Here is a 15254-nt window from a genome sequence, read left to right as displayed (position 1 = left end):
GACTAGAGAGGAAGAGTGAATGAGGATCCTGGCACTAGGCGGACCCGGTGCGATGGGGGCGGTGGCGGTGCGGGTGGCGGCCGGGCTGCCCGAGGTGACCGAGATCGTGGTGGCCGACAAACGCCTCGAAGCGGCCCAGGGGCTGGTACGCCGCCTCGCCGGTGCCGGTGGTGCGCCCCTGCGGGCCCTGCAGGTGGACGTGACCGACGACACCGCCCTGCGGGCCGCGCTGGCTGACGCGGATGTCGTGCTCAACACCGTCGGCCCGTACTACCGCTTCGGCCTGACCGTGCTGAGTGCCGCAATCGCGACCGGTACCCACTACCTGGACATCTGCGACGACTGGGAACCGACCCTGCGGATGCTCGACCTCGACGAGGAAGCACGGGCCGCCGGAGTCTGCGCGGTGGTGGGCATGGGTGCCAGCCCCGGAGTCAGCAACCTGCTGGCCGCACGCGCCGTCCAGCACCTGGACCACGTCCAGGACCTCTACACCGCGTGGCCCGTCGACGTCTCCGGCGGCGAGCAGGACGACGAACAAATACTTGGCCCCGACGGACGCCCCAGCGCCGCCGCCGTGCACTGGATGGAGCAGATCAGCGGAAAAGTAGCCGTCGTCAGCAACGGACAACTCGTCCACCGACGACCGCTCCGTCCGGTCGCACTGACCCTCTCCGCCGAACATTCCGGAACGGCCTACACCGTCGGACACCCCGAGCCGGTCACCCTCCACCGCAGCTTCCGCCCGACCGGCGAAGCCGCCAACCTCATGGTCATCACCCCAGGCACACTGGCCTACCTGGACGTCCTGCGCCGCGACATCGACGCCGGCAAACTCACCAACGAAACCGCCGCCATCGACCTGGCCAAACCCTCAGTTTCCCGCAGCCTGCGGGCCGTGGCAGGCGCCATGGGCCTCAAGGGCCCCCAATCACTACCGCCGTTCTTCGCCGCGGCCACGGGCACCAGCAACGGCCGCCCGGTCACGGTCCTGGCCAGGCTCGCCGAGACATCAGGCCTGACCGCGCTGATCGACGACATGGCAGAGGCGACCGGAATCCCGCTGGCCCTGGGACTCGCCCAGCTTCTCGACGGCACCGGCGGCCGACCCGGCGTACACCCTCCCGAGGCCGTCATCGAACCCGAACGGTTCTTCCTCGACCTGTCCCACCTCCTGCCCCACACCTCCGACAACGACCACCCCGGCAACTGCGTGATCACCACCGTCACCCCGAGCCGCTGAAACGAGGAGATACCGGTGCAATCACTGGAACCAGGAATCGGCGTGCAGACAGCGGAATTCGTCGAGGTCGGGGGGTTTCGCGTCCGTTACTCGGCGACGGGCACCGGTCCACCCGTGATCCTGCTGCACGGACTGGGCCGCAGCCTGGAGGACTGGGAGCCGCTGCGGGCCGCTCTGAGCGGGTACCGGCTGATCGCCATCGACCTCGCGGGCTTCGGGCAGTCCCAGGCCCTGCCCGACTGCCGCCTCACGTCACTGGCCAGGCACGTCGAAGGGGCCCTGGAGGTGCTCGGGGTTCCCTCGGGCGCGCATGTGGTGGGCAATTCACTGGGCGGCGCCGTCGCGATGCGGCTCGCCGCCGATGCCCCCGCGCGGGTGGCGTCATTGGCACTGCTCAACAGCGCAGGGTTCGGCCGCGACGTCACCTGGACCCTGCGCATCCTCGGCCTTCCCCTGCTCTGGCGGCTGCTTCTGCGTCCCCATGCGGACAGCGCGCTGCTGTCGGAGCGCTCCATCTTCTACGACCCGGCCTTCGCCACACCCGAACGGGTCGCCCTGGCACTCGCGCTCTCCCGCCGCGAAGGGGCGGCACGAGCGTTCCGGCGCCAGTCCCATGCCCTCGGTTCGTGGCGCGGCGTACGCCGCGGCTGGCGCGAGGAACTGCTCACCGAGGTCTCGGAGCTCGACATCCCCACGCTCGTCGTCTGGGGCACCCACGACCGGATCCTGCCAGCCACCCACCTGGTCAACGCCGCTGCCGCTCTTCCCCGGGCGCGCACCCACCTGTTCTCCCGAACCGGCCACATGCCGCAGATCGAGCGCGTCGACGAGCTCGCCGTCCTGCTCCGCTCGTTCTGGGACGGCCCATAGGATCCGAACCACGCCCGGTTCACACGCGTGGGGAGCTTCCTGGGCACCGCGGGGCGTGAGCCGCCCATCTCGGTACCCCGAGTGCTTGTACCCCGCCTCCGTCAGGCGGGAAGGGGTGCCACTCCCCGCCGCGCTTCGGCTCGCCCTCGTGATGGAGCGCTGCTGCCGGGATACCGGACTGGACGTCGGTGTGGAATCCCCGCGCCAGGACACTGTACGAGCGGCCCGGATACCGTCCCGTGTATACCGAGCGCACCTCCTGGACGCGCGACCTGCCGAGGTGCGGCTCGGTCACCACGATGAGCCGCACCCTCGGACGTACCAGAAAGGCCCGCCACTTCATGACCGACTCGCTCCACACGCCGGCAGCGCCCGTCCGGGTCCCCACCCGCATGCTCGTCGAGGCACTGATCCGTACCGACCACACCGTCGACGCCGGCGAGCTCTACGCCGCTGCCGATCTGCTCGGCATGACCGACCAGCAGGTGCGTCTGTGCATCAAGCGGCTGGTAGCGGAGCGGCGCTTCGTCCAGGAAGGCAGAGGGCGCAAAGCACTGCTACGGGCTACCGACGCCACCGCGCAGGCCCTGGGGCCGGACGTCGAGTTCGTCGCGCACGCTTTCCGGCAGGACGCGGGCCTCGCCCCTTGGGACGGCATCTGGCACCTGGCCGCCTTCGCTGTACCCGAAGACACCCGCACGGCGCGCGACACACTGCGCACCGCACTCACCCGGCTCGGCGGCGCCCCCGTCCAAGGCGGCCTCTACATCAGTGCCAACGCATGGGAACCCTACGTCGAGGACGAGGCCCTCCGGCTCGGCGTCCACGGCCGCCTCACCCTCCTCACCACCGACGACCTGCGCCAGGGCGATGTACGTGATCCGGCCGCGCTTGCCCGCACCCTGTGGCCGCAGGACGAGATCGCCGATCGCTACCGGCAACTCGCCTCCGTGGCCGAGCCGCGGCTGCGCCAACTCCAGGACGACGCCGGCCCCTCCTCGCTCCAGCAGCTGACCATCGCGGTCGAACTGGCCGCCGAATTCACCCGCGCCATGGAGCACGACCCTCTTCTGCCGCCCGAACTGCTCCCCCAGCCCTGGCCGGGAACCGAGGCACGTCGGCTCGTCGCACAGTGCTGGCAGCTCCTGGACCGGCTGGGGCAGTCCGGCACAGCGGCGGAGCAGCACGTCCGCCTGTTTCGCCTCTACGACGACGCTGTCAGGGGGACCGATTCCGCAGGGCAGCGCCGCGACGGGTGAGCACGGAGCCGGGTAGCGGATGCGTGATACGGGATGTGAGAGCCGTGTACAGGCAGGGCCATTCCTCGTCGTAGGGAATGACTTTGAGCTGCTCGACCACAGGGGCGCGGTGTACCCAGGGGATGCCCTCTTCCACGGGAACACCGGCTGTTGGCCGTTGTTCGCCATCCGATCCATCCTGGTTGTAGGCATCCTGACGAAGCACGCGAACGGGGCCCACCGCAGCGGGCTGCTGATGGGCGGCGCCGGCCACTCGCGCGGGCGGGTGGCCGTCACGGTCAACCGCCTGGGCGAGTGGCCCGCATGGGCCGTACGCAGGCCCCGGCAGGCAGGCCATGGCGCTGCCGTGAACAAGGCGCTGCTCTGCCGTGCATCTGTCCACTGTTACGCGGGTTCACGGACACTGCCACAAGGGCTGCCCCGTAGTCCCTGGCGGGACAGCCGTTAGAAGCTGCGGCAGGAGCGGGCCGTGTGGACAGTGGTGGCCGTGAGGTAGGAGACATCAGGACGGCCGAGGATGCCGGTGCATGTGTCGCTGTCAGTCAGACGCTTCAGAGTCGCGCGGCCCTCCGGCTCCAGTCGGTCACCGATCTGATCGTGCAGTCGGCTCAGGTGCATCTGCAGATGCTCGCGCGCCGCCACTCCGAGGGGTGACGGAGGTCGGTGAAGAAGCTACGTGTCCTGCTGGGGATGAGCCCGGCGCGGGCCAGCATGGCCGGCTAGCCCTCCACCTCTCTGACCGATCGGGGCAGTTGGTCGCGCATATCGCCGAAGGCGTCCTCCGGGGCGGCGTCCAGGCGGGCTTGCATGCCTGGACGCCGCATGCCGATGTCACGGGGCAGAAATCGTGCACGTGACCACCCCCGGCCCGCTGCCGATGTCCAGCACCCGGTGGGCGGGCGTACATCCGCCACCGTTGGTCCGCAACAGATCCCGCTGCCAGTCCATCGTCTGTGCGAGGGCGGGCGCGTGCAGGCCTGCCTCGCGTTCCCGGTGCACACCCAGCACGTCCCACTCGATGTCCTGATCGTGACGTGAGTTGATGAGTCCTCCAGTTCCAGCAGGACAGCGTTCACCTCCTGCTCGGCCCGGACGCCGCCGCGCCGAGCAGGAGGTGAACGCCGGGGCTCAGCGAAGGAAGGGGGCGTGGCTCCGTTCCAGAAGGGGCTTCGGGGCGGCGCCCGTCCACACCTTCACAGGAGTGCCGTCGGTGTAGACGACGAAAGCGGGGATCGAGGAGATGCCGTGCCGGTCCGCCAGTCCGGGCTCCTCATCGACATTGACCTTGACGACGTCCAGGACACCCGCATGCTCGGCGGCCACCTGCTCGACGATGGGAGTGACCCTGCTGCACGGCCCGCACCACTCGGCCCAGAACTGGACCAGGACGGGGCGCTTCGCCTGCAGCACGCGGGCGGGAAATGTCTGCTCGGTGACGCTGTCCCCGAAACCTGCGGGCTTTGCCGCCATGGTGAACTCTCCCTTGCTGGTGTGTTCGTGATGCATGTGCACGGTTCCCGGTCGGCCGGGAACCGCATCCGCCGGGAACCGGCCGGCTCAACGACCGGGAGGTCAGTCGGACAAGGCGGTTCGTGGGACCGGCCGCGGCACGTGCTGCGGCGCCCTGGACGAAGAGCTGCCGTCCTTCACGGCACGCTCGACGTCCTCCGCGACCAGGTCATGGTTGAGGGCGAACGCGGCCGCCGCCCCCTGCCCCGCAGTGGTGATCACAAGCGCCTTCGCGTCGGACACGTTGCCGACCGCCCACACCCCGAACACACTGGTCCGGCCCGCGGCGTCGGTGGTCACCCAACCGTTGAGGTCCCGTTCGCGCCCCAGGCCGGTGAGCAGGGTGTCGTGGGGCACCATGTGCGGGAAGACGAAGACCGCGGAGCGGGGGACGACATGCCCCTCAATCAGCTCGACGCCACGCAACCGGTCACCGTCCGTCACCAGACGCTTGACGGTCCCCTCAGCGACAACGATGCCGCGCGCGGCCAACGTACACGGCCAGCGTGTCGGGCGCTGCCGTCGGAGTTGATCATGTGCGCCCGCGACGGCCGGGCGTGCGCAGCAGCAGGCCGAGCGAGATCAGTCCGGCTACGGCGGCCAGCAGCGTGGACCAGAACCAGAAGTTCACCCAGGTATCGGGGACTGGCAGCAGCAGCACCAGCACGGCTGGATAGAGGATCAGCAGCCGGCGCAACCGGCGCTCCGCACCGAGCTGTTCACGCAGACGCCCGCAGGCTCCCCCGGCCGCCGGGCCCGTTCGCCCGGCGGGTATTAACTCGTCGGCGATGGTCCGCCGCCACGTGTGCACGGTGGCGCCGATCATCGTGAGCAGGAGGCCGAGCCCCAGTAACTGGAACCAGTCGGGCACTCTGGGGTGACTGGGCGTGGTGAACAGCAGCATGGGCACCGAGATCAGGACTGCGCTCAGCGCTTCGGCAGCGAAGAGGCGGGTGGCCGGAGTACGGCTCAGCGCGGTGGGCACGATCAACTCCCTGAGCGGGGCCCTCCGGCTGCTGCGGGCACGAGGACGCGTCACGACCCTGGACTCACCCTTCAGAATTCCGTGCGGCCCGGCCTGACGGCTGCGGACGCGGCGGGGCGGCGCCCTCCGCCGTCAGCACGTACTGCCGCGGGTCGAAGGCTCGCGTGCGACGACGGAATCGCCATGTCGGTTCGGGCCAGATGGACGTGATACGACCGGTGCGGTCCTGGTACCAGCCGACGCAGCCGCCGGCGGCCCAGACGGTCGGCTCCATCCGGCTCTGCAGCTCCGCGTTGAAGGCGTACTGGGCCTCGGCACGCACTTCCACGGCGGTCAGGCCCCGGCTGCGCATCAGCCGCAGGCAGCTGAGCAGGTAGTCGATCTGCGACTCGATCATGTAGATGAGGCTCGTGTGCCCCACGCCGGTGTTGGGACCTGCCATCAGGAAGAGATTGGGGAATCCTGCGACCGTCGTGCCGAGGTGGGCCTGCGGGCTGCCTTCCCAGACCTCGCTCAGGGACCGTCCGTCGGCGCCGATGACCTGCTGCGCGTACGTGGCGTCAGTGACGCGGAATCCGGTTCCGTAGATCAGCACGTCCACCGGGTGCTCGGTGATGGCATCTCCGTCCCGCGCCGCAGCGGTGGGCGCGGTGAGCACCGCATCGGGCCCGATGCTCGTGATCGAATCAGTGACCACGTCGACGTTGGGCCGGCCCAAGGCCGGGTAGTAGTCGTCGGACAGCAGGACCCGCTTGCAGCCCAGTGCGTAGTCCGGGGTCAGCTTGGCCCTCATTCCCGGGTCCGCGACCTGACGGTGCAGGTGGCCAAGCGCCTCGCGTTGGCCGAAGGCGGCCATGGTGCGGTTGCCGAGCAGAGCGGGCAGCGTCGCCTCACGGGCCAGATACTCCCAGCCGCGGGACAGTCGCTGCACCGGCGGTGCCAGCCGGAACAGACGTTGCTGCCACTGCGGGATCGGCCGATCACGGCGCGGCGCGATCCAGGGCGGAGTGCGCTGAAAAATCGTCACCTGCCGTGCCGTGCGCTGCAGGTGAGGGACGAACTGGATGGCGCTCGCGCCGGTCCCGATCACTCCCACCCGCTTGTTGCTCAGATCCAGGTCGTGCCTCCACTGGGCGGAGTGGAACGCCTCGCCGATGAAGCTGTCGAGCCCGGGCAGCGAAGGAACGGCCGGTTCCGACAGCGGACCTTGTGCCAGGACCAGCAGCCCGGCGGTGAGCGGACCCGTGCTGGTCCGCAGGTCCCAGCGTTGCCGCTCGGAATCCCATGCTGCGCGTTGTAGTTCGCAGCCGAGCCGCAGATTCGGCGTCAGGTCGTACTCGTCGACGCAGCGCCTGAGGTACTGCCCGATCTCCTCGCGCGGAGCGAAGCGCCGACTCCACATCGGGTTGGGCGCGAAGGAGAACGAGTACAGGCGCGAGGGAACGTCGCAGGCGCACCCGGGATAGGTGTTGTCCCGCCATGCGCCGCCGACCTCGTCGGCCCGCTCCAGTATCAGCACATCCCGGTAGCCCTCCCGCAGCAGCCGAATGGCCGTACCAAGCCCCGAGAATCCCGCGCCGACGATGACCACAGATACGTGGCGTCCGCTCATGGCATCCCCCTGCACGGGGCCGTGAGCCTGCGGCACGGCCCCCGGTCCGCGCGGAGCCGTGTCCGGGCGCTGTGGGTTGGTCATGATCCTCCTCCATCAACATTCTGCTCGATCTCGAACCGATCGTATAGTATTCGATCGTATCTATTTAGAGAGAGCAAGTGAATGAGAAACCGCCCACTGCCAGACCCGGCGGGATCGGGGGTGGGGGCGCGAGTGTCGGCCGCACGACGGCGAGGACGCCGAGGACGCCGAGGACGTCCTGGAGGACGGAGACGGGGCGGGCGCGCGGGTGAGCGGGGCGGCGGCCGGGGTGCTGCGGTTCAGCGAGGAACGCGACCCCACTGTCCTGGCCCAGTTCGTGTGGCTGCGGGTCATCGACCCGGAGGGCGCCTACTGGCGGCGTGGGATCGAGGTGGCCGGGCGCGTGGCTGTGCGAGACCAAGAACGGCGTGCTGCGGGTGCCGTACACGGTCGTCATGCCGGAGGACTGGGGCGGGGTCGGCGGGTATCCGCTCGGGCAGTGGACCTCCGACCAGCGCCGCGCCTACACGGCCGGGACACTGGAGGCCGGGCGGGTGGCCGAGATGGAGCCGCTCGGGATGGTGTGGTCCGAGCAGGAGGCGGCCTGGGCGGACGGGGTCGCCGTCCCCAAGGAGTACGCCGCCGCCCGCTTCCTCCCTCCGACCACCGCGGTGTGGGAGGGGCATCCCATTGGGGTGTGGGCGAAGAACACTCGCGCGGCGGCGCGTAGGGCTCGGGAGAACGAGGAGCTGCGCGCGGCCGGCCGCCCCGTGCGGTCGGCGGCCGGGGCGATGGCTGCAGCGCGACAGGATGAGCTGGACGCGATCGATCCGGGGTGGCGACCGGTATGGGGCACTGGGTGGCAGTGCTGTTACCGACTCGTCCGGAACCACGTCCAGGCCGGTGGAACATCGACCATGGCTGCTCCCAGGAAATATGCGCTCGAGTTGCATGAGCGTGCGATGCAGATGTATCGCACCTCGGATCCGAAACCGCAGATCAAGAAGCTTGCCATCGACCTCGGCGTCCACCCCGAGGCTCTGCGCGGCTTGATCCGGCAGGCCGAGGCAGACGCCGGCGAGCGCGATGACCGGTTGAGCACCGACGAACACGCCGAGCTGGTGGCCCTGCGCAAGGAGAACGCCCAGCTCAAGCGGGCGAATGAGGTCCTGCCGACGGCCTCGGCGTTTTTCGCGGCGCAACTCGACCCGACCTGGCCCAGGTGACCGCGCTCCTCAAAGGGCATCCACGCCTGGGAGTCGAGTGCGTACTTCGGGAACTGCACATCGCCTCCTCCACCTACTACCGCTGGCGCCGCGCCGAGCGCGAGCCGTGCGAACGCGTGCGCCGGGACGCCGAGCAGATCAAGCAGATCCACGCCGATTCCGGCGGCATCTACGGCTCACCACGCGTCCACGCGACCCTGAAACACGAAGGCGTGCACGTGGGGCGCAAACGGAACGAGCGGCTGATGCGCAAGGCCGACATCGCGGGCATCAGCCCGCGGCGGGAAGGCTTCACACGCCGGGATCCCAAGGCCACCCTGACCCTCGGCCACACATCTCGTGGTGGTCTCGCTGGCCCATTGCCCGCTGCGAAGCACCGATGAAAGGTGCTTTGCAGCAACGACGAAACGGTCGTCATCGTGATCACGATGACGACCGTTTCGCTGTTGTCTGCTCAGGTCGCGGGCTCCGCGGCCCCCCGTTCGTCAGGGGGCGGTGACAGGCAGGCGGGCGCAGTGGCGGCACGCGCGTGCGGAGGCGGCGATGCGCGCGTGGAAGACGATGGTGATCAGGCAGGCGGCCGCGGTCAGTGGCCAGTTGGTGGCGAGTACCGCGGCGGTGATAAGGGTCAGCGCGCTCAGTCCGAGGGCGACTGCCGCGGTGGTTCCCGTCCAGGCGACCACGAGCGGCAGTTGTTGTGGGAGGGGCAGTCGGCGGGCCAGGGTGCCGGTGACGGAGAGGGACACGGCCGCCAGCAGCGCGGTGAGCGCTGCGAGGCCGCCGAGGTGGGCGACGACCACCTGGAGCGGGTCTGGCAGCCGGTGGCCCGCCGCGCGGGTGGAGAGCTCGACCAGGTACCAGCACACCAGCAGGCACGGGATGATCAGCATGACGGTGCGCGCGGTGTGACGGGCCTGGGTGATGGTCAGTTCGCGCTGGAAGCTGGGCGCGAGTTCGGCCACGGGGCCGAACTGGCGGATGGCCTGACGGGCGGCGTCGCGGTCGGGTTCGGCATCGGGAGACAGTTCCCGCGCGGTGTCCAGGAGGCCTTCGCGCAGTTCGTCCACCATCTGGGTCTTGAGTCGGGCCGGGCCGTGCAGGGTGGCCGTCAGGTCCGCGAGGTGGGCTTCGATGGGGTCGTCGGCAGGGATCTCAGGCGCTTTCACGTGACATGTCCGGGGACCGGCGCGGGTTCCAGCACCGAGCCGATCGCTGCGGTGAACGCCCGCCAGTGGGTCCGCTCGGTGGCCAGGCTGCGCCGTCCGGCGTCGGTGAGTTCGTAGCAGCGCCGACGGCGCTCGCCCACCGACTCCCAGGCGCTGCTCAGCAGTCCGATCCGCTCGAGCCGGTTGAGGGCGGGGTAGATGGTGCCTTTGCGCAGCTCGAGTACGCCGCCGCTGCGCTCCTGGACCGCGGCGATGATCGCGTAGCCGTGCAGGGGGCCGGATTCCAGTACGGACAGCAGCAGTCCGTCCAGGTGGCCGCGTACCGCATCCGTTTTCATAGTCAGGCAGCCTACCCAAGAGGCGTCACCCCGTGCTACTTATAGATCGATAGCCAATCTATTGGCAGGTTATCCATGAAGGGACCCCTGTGACCAAGCTGCTGCTCTCGCTGCACGTCCTGGCCGCGATCCTGGCGATCGGGCCGATCGCTGTCGCAGCCTCGATGTTCCCCCGCTACGCCAGGCTGTCGGCCAGCGGCGACGTGCAGGAGCCCAACGGCCGGACCACAGCGTTCCTGCACAAGATCTGCCGTGGATACACGGTCGTCGGCATCGCCGTCCCGGTCCTCGGTGTCGCCACCGGCGCCCGGATGGGCATCCTGACCGACGCCTGGCTGCTGACGTCGATCGTGCTGACGGCTGCCGCTGCGGCCCTGCTGCTCACGGCGGTCCTGCCCGGACAGGCCCGGCTGCTCGCCCAACCTGCGGACGCGTCCGGTCCAGGGGGGACAGGCACCGACGTGGCCACGGACGCCATTGCGCAGCTGCGGTCGGCGGCGGCGCGCCTCTCCGTGACCACGGGGATGTTCAACCTGTTGTGGGCAGCCGTTGTCGTCCTGATGATCGTCCGCCCCGGCTCCACGACGGGAGCCTGATCAGTATGCGAACTCTCCGCATCGCCGCCGCGGTTGAAGCTGTATCCCTCACACTCTTGCTGCTCAACCTGTTCACCGTGCACACCGGGGCGATCTCGTCGCTGGGCGGCCTGGTCCACGGCACGGCCTACCTGACCGTCATCGTCGCTGTCTTCCTCACTCCCGCCCTCGCGCGGCCGGGAACCAAGTGGCGCGCCTTCATTCCCGGCATCGGAGGGCTGCTCGCCCTGCGCGTGCTGGGGCAGCAGCCACCCGCCTCCTCGGCCGACAGACTGACCGGCGCCGACCGATGACTGGGAAACGATCACCGACAGCGCGGGAAACCACCTCCCAGCGCGCTGCTCAGACGCAGGCTGACGACTTCCATCGGTGCCCCGCTGCCCTTGGGAGCAGTCAGATCTGCGTGCGGGACGCGATTGATCTGTCTCAGCGAAGGCTGAGCGATTCTCACCGAAGGTTGGGTGACTCCTCTGGTCCGATTCGCTCGTCGGCTCGCGTTCACAGCGAGTGGTGGAAATGCGATGGACATTGATCGTGTGAGCGGCAGACTCACCCGTGTGAAACGACTGCTGGTGGATGTGGAGAGCGTCTCGACGCGGTTGGTACGTCGATTCGGTCCCCAGGTTGCCGGATGGTGCGCTGACACGCCGGATCTCATCGCGCGGCTGGCGTCCCGGTGGGGACTTTCGCTCGGTGAATCCCTCCCGGACGGTGCTTCGTCGGTCGTGTTGCGGTGCCGTTGGCCCGACGGCACGCCCGCGGTGCTGAAAATCAGTCCGGAGCGGTCTCTTCTGGCCGAGCAGGTCGGAATGCTGGGGTGGTTCGCTGCCTCGGGCCGGGTGCCCTCTGTGCACCCGCTGAGGGCTGGCAACGAGACGGTCATCGATCTAAAGATACTCACCGGCTGCCGCATGGATCTGTTCGCCGACCGCACCCGGACAGTCAACCGGCTCCGCGCCCAACTCACCGGTATTTTCCCCGGCCTGGAGCGCGCGCTCGACCTCACCAACACCGGCCCGCTTGTCTTGATGACCGGCTACCAAACGTCGGCTGCCCTCCGCCGGATCAACCGCAAGAGGCTGGAAACGTGGCCGCGCAACCGCCGTGTCCTTCGCGCTGGCCAGCTGGCCGAGACAGCCTTGGAGGCCGCCGAGCGCCAGCACACCAGCCTGCCGGGCGAGAAGATGACCGCCCGGACGGTGCACACGCTGGCGACGGAGGTGATAGCCCTCAACCAGCAGGTCGCCGAGCTGGACAAGCTCATCGAGGCCCGGTTTCGCGAGCACCACCACTTCGAAGTGATCACCAGTATGCCCGGCCTCGGAGTCATCCTCGGTGCCGAGTTCCTGGCCGCAACCAGCGGCGACATGGCCGCCTTCGGCACTCCCGACCGGCTTGCAAGCTTCGGTGGTGTTGCGCCGGCACCGCGGGACTCCGGGAAGATCAGCGGCAACCTGCGGCGCCCCCAGCGATACAACCGCCGGCTCCAGCGTGTCTTCTACACCTCTGCACTGTTCAGCATCCGTCACAGCGACGAATCCCGTCGCTTCTACGATCGCAAACGGGCCAAGGGCAAGCGCCGCACCCAGGGCCGTACTTGCCCTGGCCCGTCGTCGAGTCAGTGTTCTTTGGGCTCTCCTGCGCGACGGGCGGTGCTACGAACCTGCTCCATCCATCGGCCTCGCAGCTTGAGAAACGGCATAGGAATCGCTGCGGCAGTTCAGCGATGTGGTTGAACCAGTCGCGTCTGGCGTCTCCGGTCCATCGGGTGGCGTTGCTGATACTGGTCCCGGTGAACTCGGCGAGGACCGATGTCGGCAGGTCGGCGCCTAGCTAGGCGAGGCGGGCGCTGTTGCGGCCGGCACGGTGTGTGATTCCGTTCTGCCGGAGTTTCAGGCTGAGGTAGCTGGCGCCGAGGCGAGAACCTGCGCGTCGGCGACCCGTCCGACGCGTCAAACGCGCTCGGCCCGCTCATCGACGCTCGGCAGCGCGACCGCGTCCACAGCGTCGTGACCGGGGCCGTGGCCAAGGGCGCAATCCTCGCGGCCGGTGGCGCCTACGACGGCCTCTACTACCAGCCGACGGTGCTCACTGACGTCACATCCGACAACCTTGCCTGGTCGGAGGAGATATTCGGCCCGGTCGCCCCGATCCAGATTATCCCTCACTGCATATGAACGGCCAGAGCGCGGTCTGGACCAGTACGAGGTCCGTCGCCATCCGGGCTGGTGCCGGCACATCACCCTGGTCAGCTCGTTCGCGCCTTTCTGGCCGCCCTCGCAGCCCGCACCACCGAGAGGGGCAGTGGTGGCAGATAGCGTCACCAGCACTGCCCCTCTCACCGTGGCCCCTTCGGCGGTTGGAAGGGGGCCGGGGTCGGCGGACGGTTCGGTGGGCCGAACGCCAACATCGAGACCTTCACCGAGACGCAGTGGGTCACGCTCCAGAGCGACATCGAGCGCTATCCGTTTGCCTGAACTGGTCCTTCGTGGGGCTTGGGTCGAGGAAGCAGAACATCCAGGAGTCGCCGGTGTACGACGACGTCGACGAGGCGATCGAGTTCATCAACGCCTCCGAGTACGGCCTGTCGGTGTCGATCTTGACGTCGAACACGTACGCCGCGTTCGAGCTGTCCGACCGCATCGACTCGGGCGCGGTCCACTGAAGAACAAACCGTCGTACTCGATCACTTCCGTGGATCATGCACTGCACCTCGCGTCCCTGCTCCAGCAGGAGGGCCCGGTGCGGGTGACAGATGCGGCCAAACGCCTCGGTGTCTCTCACTCCACTGCGCACCGGCTGCTCGCGATGCTGGTCTACCGGGACTTCGCAGAGCAGATGCCGGACCGCAGATACCGTGCCGGCAAGGTGCTTCGGCCTGTGGAGATGTCCGAGGCGCCGGTGGTGCTGCTCCGCAGGGTCGCCCTGCCTCATCTGCAGCGCCTGGTGGGCGAGACGCAGGAGTCGGCCAACGTGATGGTGCTCGCGGGGACGGAGGTCCGGTTCATTGCCACCGTCGAGTCCAATCAGATCCTCCGTGTCGGCGACCGCGTAGGACGGTCGCTGCCGGCCCATATGGCGTCAGGGGGAAGACGATCCTCGCCGCGCTGCCGCCGGACCAGCTGACCGCCTTGTACGACAACGTGGACGGCTTCGAGCTTCCCCGGCTCAAGCGCGAACTCACTCTCGTCCGCAAGCGCGGCTTCGCCATCAACGACCAGCGCACCGAGACCGGCCTGACCGCCGTGGGCATGCTGATCCGAAACCCGGTCGGCGAGCCCGAGGCGGGCCTGTCGCTCGCCATGCCGACAGCCCGGTTCGACCGAGAGATGCTGACCACCTTGGTAGTGGCCATGTCCACCACCGCGACGAGGATCGAAAACGACCTCGCGGCCGGTCGTCTTCTTCGTCGTCAAGCCCGACCGCGCCCGGCTCGCCGACCTGCCCCAGCGACTCAAGGACGGACGACTCAAACCGATCGTCGGCGAGGTGAGGCCGCTGTCCGAAGCACCCGCCGCGTTCACGCCCGGCTGGCCCCCGGCAAGACCACCATCCGGGTCACGGACGGCGGATAGCCGGCCGCAGGGTGCACGGACTCCCTGCTCTCCCGGCCGGCGGGAACCCGCCCCCAAAGCCGCCGAACCGGGTGGGCCCCGGACCGTGGCAGCTTCAGGGTTGGGAGGTGCGCAGGCCTGGCTCCGGCGGCCTGGGCGGCCGGAGCGGTGGTGAGCAGAGCCAGAGCGAGCGCGGGCAGACCACGCATCCTTTCTTGATCACGAACACGGGTGTAGCGGTACGAGGGGACCGCCCGCAGGCAACTGCGGATCAACTCACCCGGCCGGGCGGCAAGATTCACCCGAGAACGACAGCTCTGCCCAGGTTCTGTGCTGGCCCTCCCGGCAACCCGGTGCGCCGCCCCCGCGCCCCTGGGGGCGCGCCGTCGTTGGACAGCGCGACTCCATAGAGTCGGGCCCCGGGGGCGTCATGGCTGATCCCCCGGGGCCTGCGGTGTGTCCGACTCCGGTCGGTCAGTCCTCTTCGGCCACCGTCGCGGCGGCCCACGCGGCGGCTTCGGCGTCAGTCATGAGCAGGACCTACGTCGGGTGGGCGGTGAGGCCCCGCACGACGTGGACGCGGCCGGGGTGCGTGTTGCCCTTCGGCGCGGGGGCGACGTGCGGGGCGAGCTGGCCCCAGGTGCGGGTGGTCACCCGCCCAAGGATCACGGTGGAGAACTGCTCGTGCCCTCCCGGGCCGAGGGCGCTGTCGGTGGCCTGGCCGCCGCCGAGGACGTGGATGCGGGCCTCGCGGCCCGCGAAGGGGAGCTCGTGGAGGGCGTCGATGGCGGGGACGTCTTCCGGTCCTTTACACCCAGACGCCATCTGCAACACCAGCACGACTCTCAACCAACCAGGAACAGCCTCAGGCC

17 protein-coding genes and 3 pseudogenes are annotated in these 15254 nt (G+C 69.1%); 13 read left to right on the top strand and 7 right to left on the bottom strand.

Features of this window, described 5'->3' with window-relative positions:
* The first annotated feature begins 19 nt into the window (after positions 1 to 19).
* From ACFVT1_RS34005 to ACFVT1_RS33995, 3 genes are all read left to right on the top strand, one after another.
* Positions 20 to 1243, top strand: a complete 1224-nt coding sequence (locus tag ACFVT1_RS34005) for a saccharopine dehydrogenase family protein (protein WP_389802654.1) — start codon at positions 20 to 22, stop codon at positions 1241 to 1243.
* A gap of 42 nt (positions 1244 to 1285) precedes the next feature.
* A complete protein-coding gene (locus ACFVT1_RS34000; RefSeq protein ID WP_389802651.1) occupies positions 1286 to 2113 on the top strand; it encodes an alpha/beta fold hydrolase in 828 nt (275 codons plus the stop codon).
* Positions 2114 to 2352: 239 nt separating this feature from the next.
* Positions 2353 to 3372: a PaaX family transcriptional regulator C-terminal domain-containing protein gene (locus ACFVT1_RS33995; RefSeq protein ID WP_389802648.1), complete on the top strand. Its 1020-nt coding sequence runs from the start codon at positions 2353 to 2355 to the stop codon at positions 3370 to 3372.
* Between the two features lie 1128 nt (positions 3373 to 4500).
* Here ACFVT1_RS33995 and ACFVT1_RS33990 read toward each other — a convergent pair.
* The 4 genes from ACFVT1_RS33990 to ACFVT1_RS33975 all read right to left on the bottom strand — a co-directional run bounded on the left by ACFVT1_RS33990 (position 4501) and on the right by ACFVT1_RS33975 (position 7562).
* A complete protein-coding gene (locus tag ACFVT1_RS33990) occupies positions 4501 to 4878 on the bottom strand; it encodes a thioredoxin family protein (protein ID WP_389802645.1) in 378 nt (125 codons plus the stop codon).
* Positions 4879 to 4944: 66 nt separating this feature from the next.
* Complete coding sequence (locus ACFVT1_RS33985) at positions 4945 to 5373, bottom strand: FAD-dependent oxidoreductase (protein ID WP_389802643.1); 429 nt, start codon at positions 5371 to 5373, stop codon at positions 4945 to 4947.
* 40 nt (positions 5374 to 5413) lie between these two features.
* On the bottom strand, positions 5414 to 5866 hold the full coding sequence (locus tag ACFVT1_RS33980) for a hypothetical protein (protein WP_389802641.1): 453 nt from the start codon (positions 5864 to 5866) through the stop codon (positions 5414 to 5416).
* 64 nt (positions 5867 to 5930) lie between these two features.
* Positions 5931 to 7562, bottom strand: coding sequence for a flavin-containing monooxygenase (locus ACFVT1_RS33975; protein ID WP_389802637.1), 1632 nt, complete (start codon positions 7560 to 7562; stop codon positions 5931 to 5933).
* A gap of 320 nt (positions 7563 to 7882) precedes the next feature.
* On the opposite strand from ACFVT1_RS33975, the gene ACFVT1_RS33970 reads away from it, so the two are divergent.
* Together ACFVT1_RS33970 and ACFVT1_RS33965 are read left to right on the top strand one after the other, a co-directional pair.
* Positions 7883 to 8728, top strand: a complete 846-nt coding sequence (locus tag ACFVT1_RS33970; protein ID WP_389802634.1) for a Helicase associated domain protein — start codon at positions 7883 to 7885, stop codon at positions 8726 to 8728.
* Complete coding sequence (locus ACFVT1_RS33965; protein WP_389802632.1) at positions 8725 to 9111, top strand: IS3 family transposase; 387 nt, start codon at positions 8725 to 8727, stop codon at positions 9109 to 9111. Before ACFVT1_RS33970 ends, ACFVT1_RS33965 begins: the two co-directional genes overlap by 4 nt.
* A 102-nt stretch (positions 9112 to 9213) precedes the next feature.
* Here the strand turns inward: ACFVT1_RS33965 and ACFVT1_RS33960 are convergent, their stop codons facing one another.
* Together ACFVT1_RS33960 and ACFVT1_RS33955 are read right to left on the bottom strand one after the other, a co-directional pair.
* On the bottom strand, positions 9214 to 9894 hold the full coding sequence (locus ACFVT1_RS33960; RefSeq protein WP_389802629.1) for a hypothetical protein: 681 nt from the start codon (positions 9892 to 9894) through the stop codon (positions 9214 to 9216).
* Positions 9891 to 10232: a PadR family transcriptional regulator gene (locus ACFVT1_RS33955; protein WP_389802626.1), complete on the bottom strand. Its 342-nt coding sequence runs from the start codon at positions 10230 to 10232 to the stop codon at positions 9891 to 9893. Before ACFVT1_RS33955 ends, ACFVT1_RS33960 begins: the two co-directional genes overlap by 4 nt.
* An 89-nt stretch (positions 10233 to 10321) precedes the next feature.
* On the opposite strand from ACFVT1_RS33955, the gene ACFVT1_RS33950 reads away from it, so the two are divergent.
* The 8 genes and pseudogenes from ACFVT1_RS33950 to ACFVT1_RS33915 all read left to right on the top strand — a co-directional run.
* Positions 10322 to 10828, top strand: a complete 507-nt coding sequence (locus ACFVT1_RS33950) for a DUF2269 family protein (RefSeq protein ID WP_389802623.1) — start codon at positions 10322 to 10324, stop codon at positions 10826 to 10828.
* A gap of 5 nt (positions 10829 to 10833) precedes the next feature.
* Complete coding sequence (locus ACFVT1_RS33945) at positions 10834 to 11121, top strand: hypothetical protein (protein WP_389802620.1); 288 nt, start codon at positions 10834 to 10836, stop codon at positions 11119 to 11121.
* 285 nt (positions 11122 to 11406) lie between these two features.
* A pseudogene (locus tag ACFVT1_RS33940) lies at positions 11407 to 12520 on the top strand (IS110 family transposase).
* Positions 12521 to 12753: 233 nt separating this feature from the next.
* Complete coding sequence (locus ACFVT1_RS33935; RefSeq protein ID WP_389802779.1) at positions 12754 to 13005, top strand: aldehyde dehydrogenase family protein; 252 nt, start codon at positions 12754 to 12756, stop codon at positions 13003 to 13005.
* 311 nt (positions 13006 to 13316) lie between these two features.
* Positions 13317 to 13493 carry an aldehyde dehydrogenase family protein gene (locus tag ACFVT1_RS33930; RefSeq protein WP_389802618.1) on the top strand — a complete coding sequence of 59 codons (177 nt, stop codon included), beginning with the start codon at positions 13317 to 13319 and terminating at the stop codon, positions 13491 to 13493.
* A 29-nt stretch (positions 13494 to 13522) separates the two neighbouring features.
* On the top strand, positions 13523 to 13954 hold the full coding sequence (locus ACFVT1_RS33925; RefSeq protein ID WP_389802615.1) for a helix-turn-helix domain-containing protein: 432 nt from the start codon (positions 13523 to 13525) through the stop codon (positions 13952 to 13954).
* 17 nt (positions 13955 to 13971) lie between these two features.
* Positions 13972 to 14151 (top strand): annotated as a pseudogene (locus ACFVT1_RS33920) (IclR family transcriptional regulator C-terminal domain-containing protein); the annotation flags it as partial.
* Positions 14152 to 14227: 76 nt separating this feature from the next.
* A pseudogene (locus ACFVT1_RS33915) lies at positions 14228 to 14403 on the top strand (NADP-dependent oxidoreductase); the annotation flags it as partial.
* 519 nt (positions 14404 to 14922) lie between these two features.
* Here the strand turns inward: ACFVT1_RS33915 and ACFVT1_RS33910 are convergent.
* The gene (locus tag ACFVT1_RS33910) at positions 14923 to 15216 is read right to left on the bottom strand and encodes a hypothetical protein (RefSeq protein ID WP_389802613.1); all 294 of its coding nucleotides are present in this window, start codon (positions 15214 to 15216) and stop codon (positions 14923 to 14925) included.
* Positions 15217 to 15254 lie beyond the last annotated feature (38 nt).

This window comes from Streptomyces sp. NPDC057963, from assembly GCF_042887155.1.
Lineage (GTDB): Bacteria > Actinomycetota > Actinomycetes > Streptomycetales > Streptomycetaceae > Streptomyces.
This window is presented reverse-complemented; position numbering and strand designations above follow the sequence as displayed.

Excerpts from the sequence above, each read along its gene's own strand:
- ACFVT1_RS34005 (WP_389802654.1), top strand. The coding sequence starts at position 20 with ATGAGGATCCTGGCACTAGGCGGACCCGGTGCGATGGGGGCGGTGGCG.
- ACFVT1_RS33990 (WP_389802645.1), bottom strand. The coding sequence starts at position 4,878 with ATGCATCACGAACACACCAGCAAGGGAGAGTTCACCATGGCGGCAAAG.
- ACFVT1_RS33975 (WP_389802637.1), bottom strand. The coding sequence starts at position 7,562 with ATGACCAACCCACAGCGCCCGGACACGGCTCCGCGCGGACCGGGGGCC.
- ACFVT1_RS33955 (WP_389802626.1), bottom strand. The coding sequence starts at position 10,232 with ATGAAAACGGATGCGGTACGCGGCCACCTGGACGGACTGCTGCTGTCC.
- ACFVT1_RS33945 (WP_389802620.1), top strand. The coding sequence starts at position 10,834 with ATGCGAACTCTCCGCATCGCCGCCGCGGTTGAAGCTGTATCCCTCACA.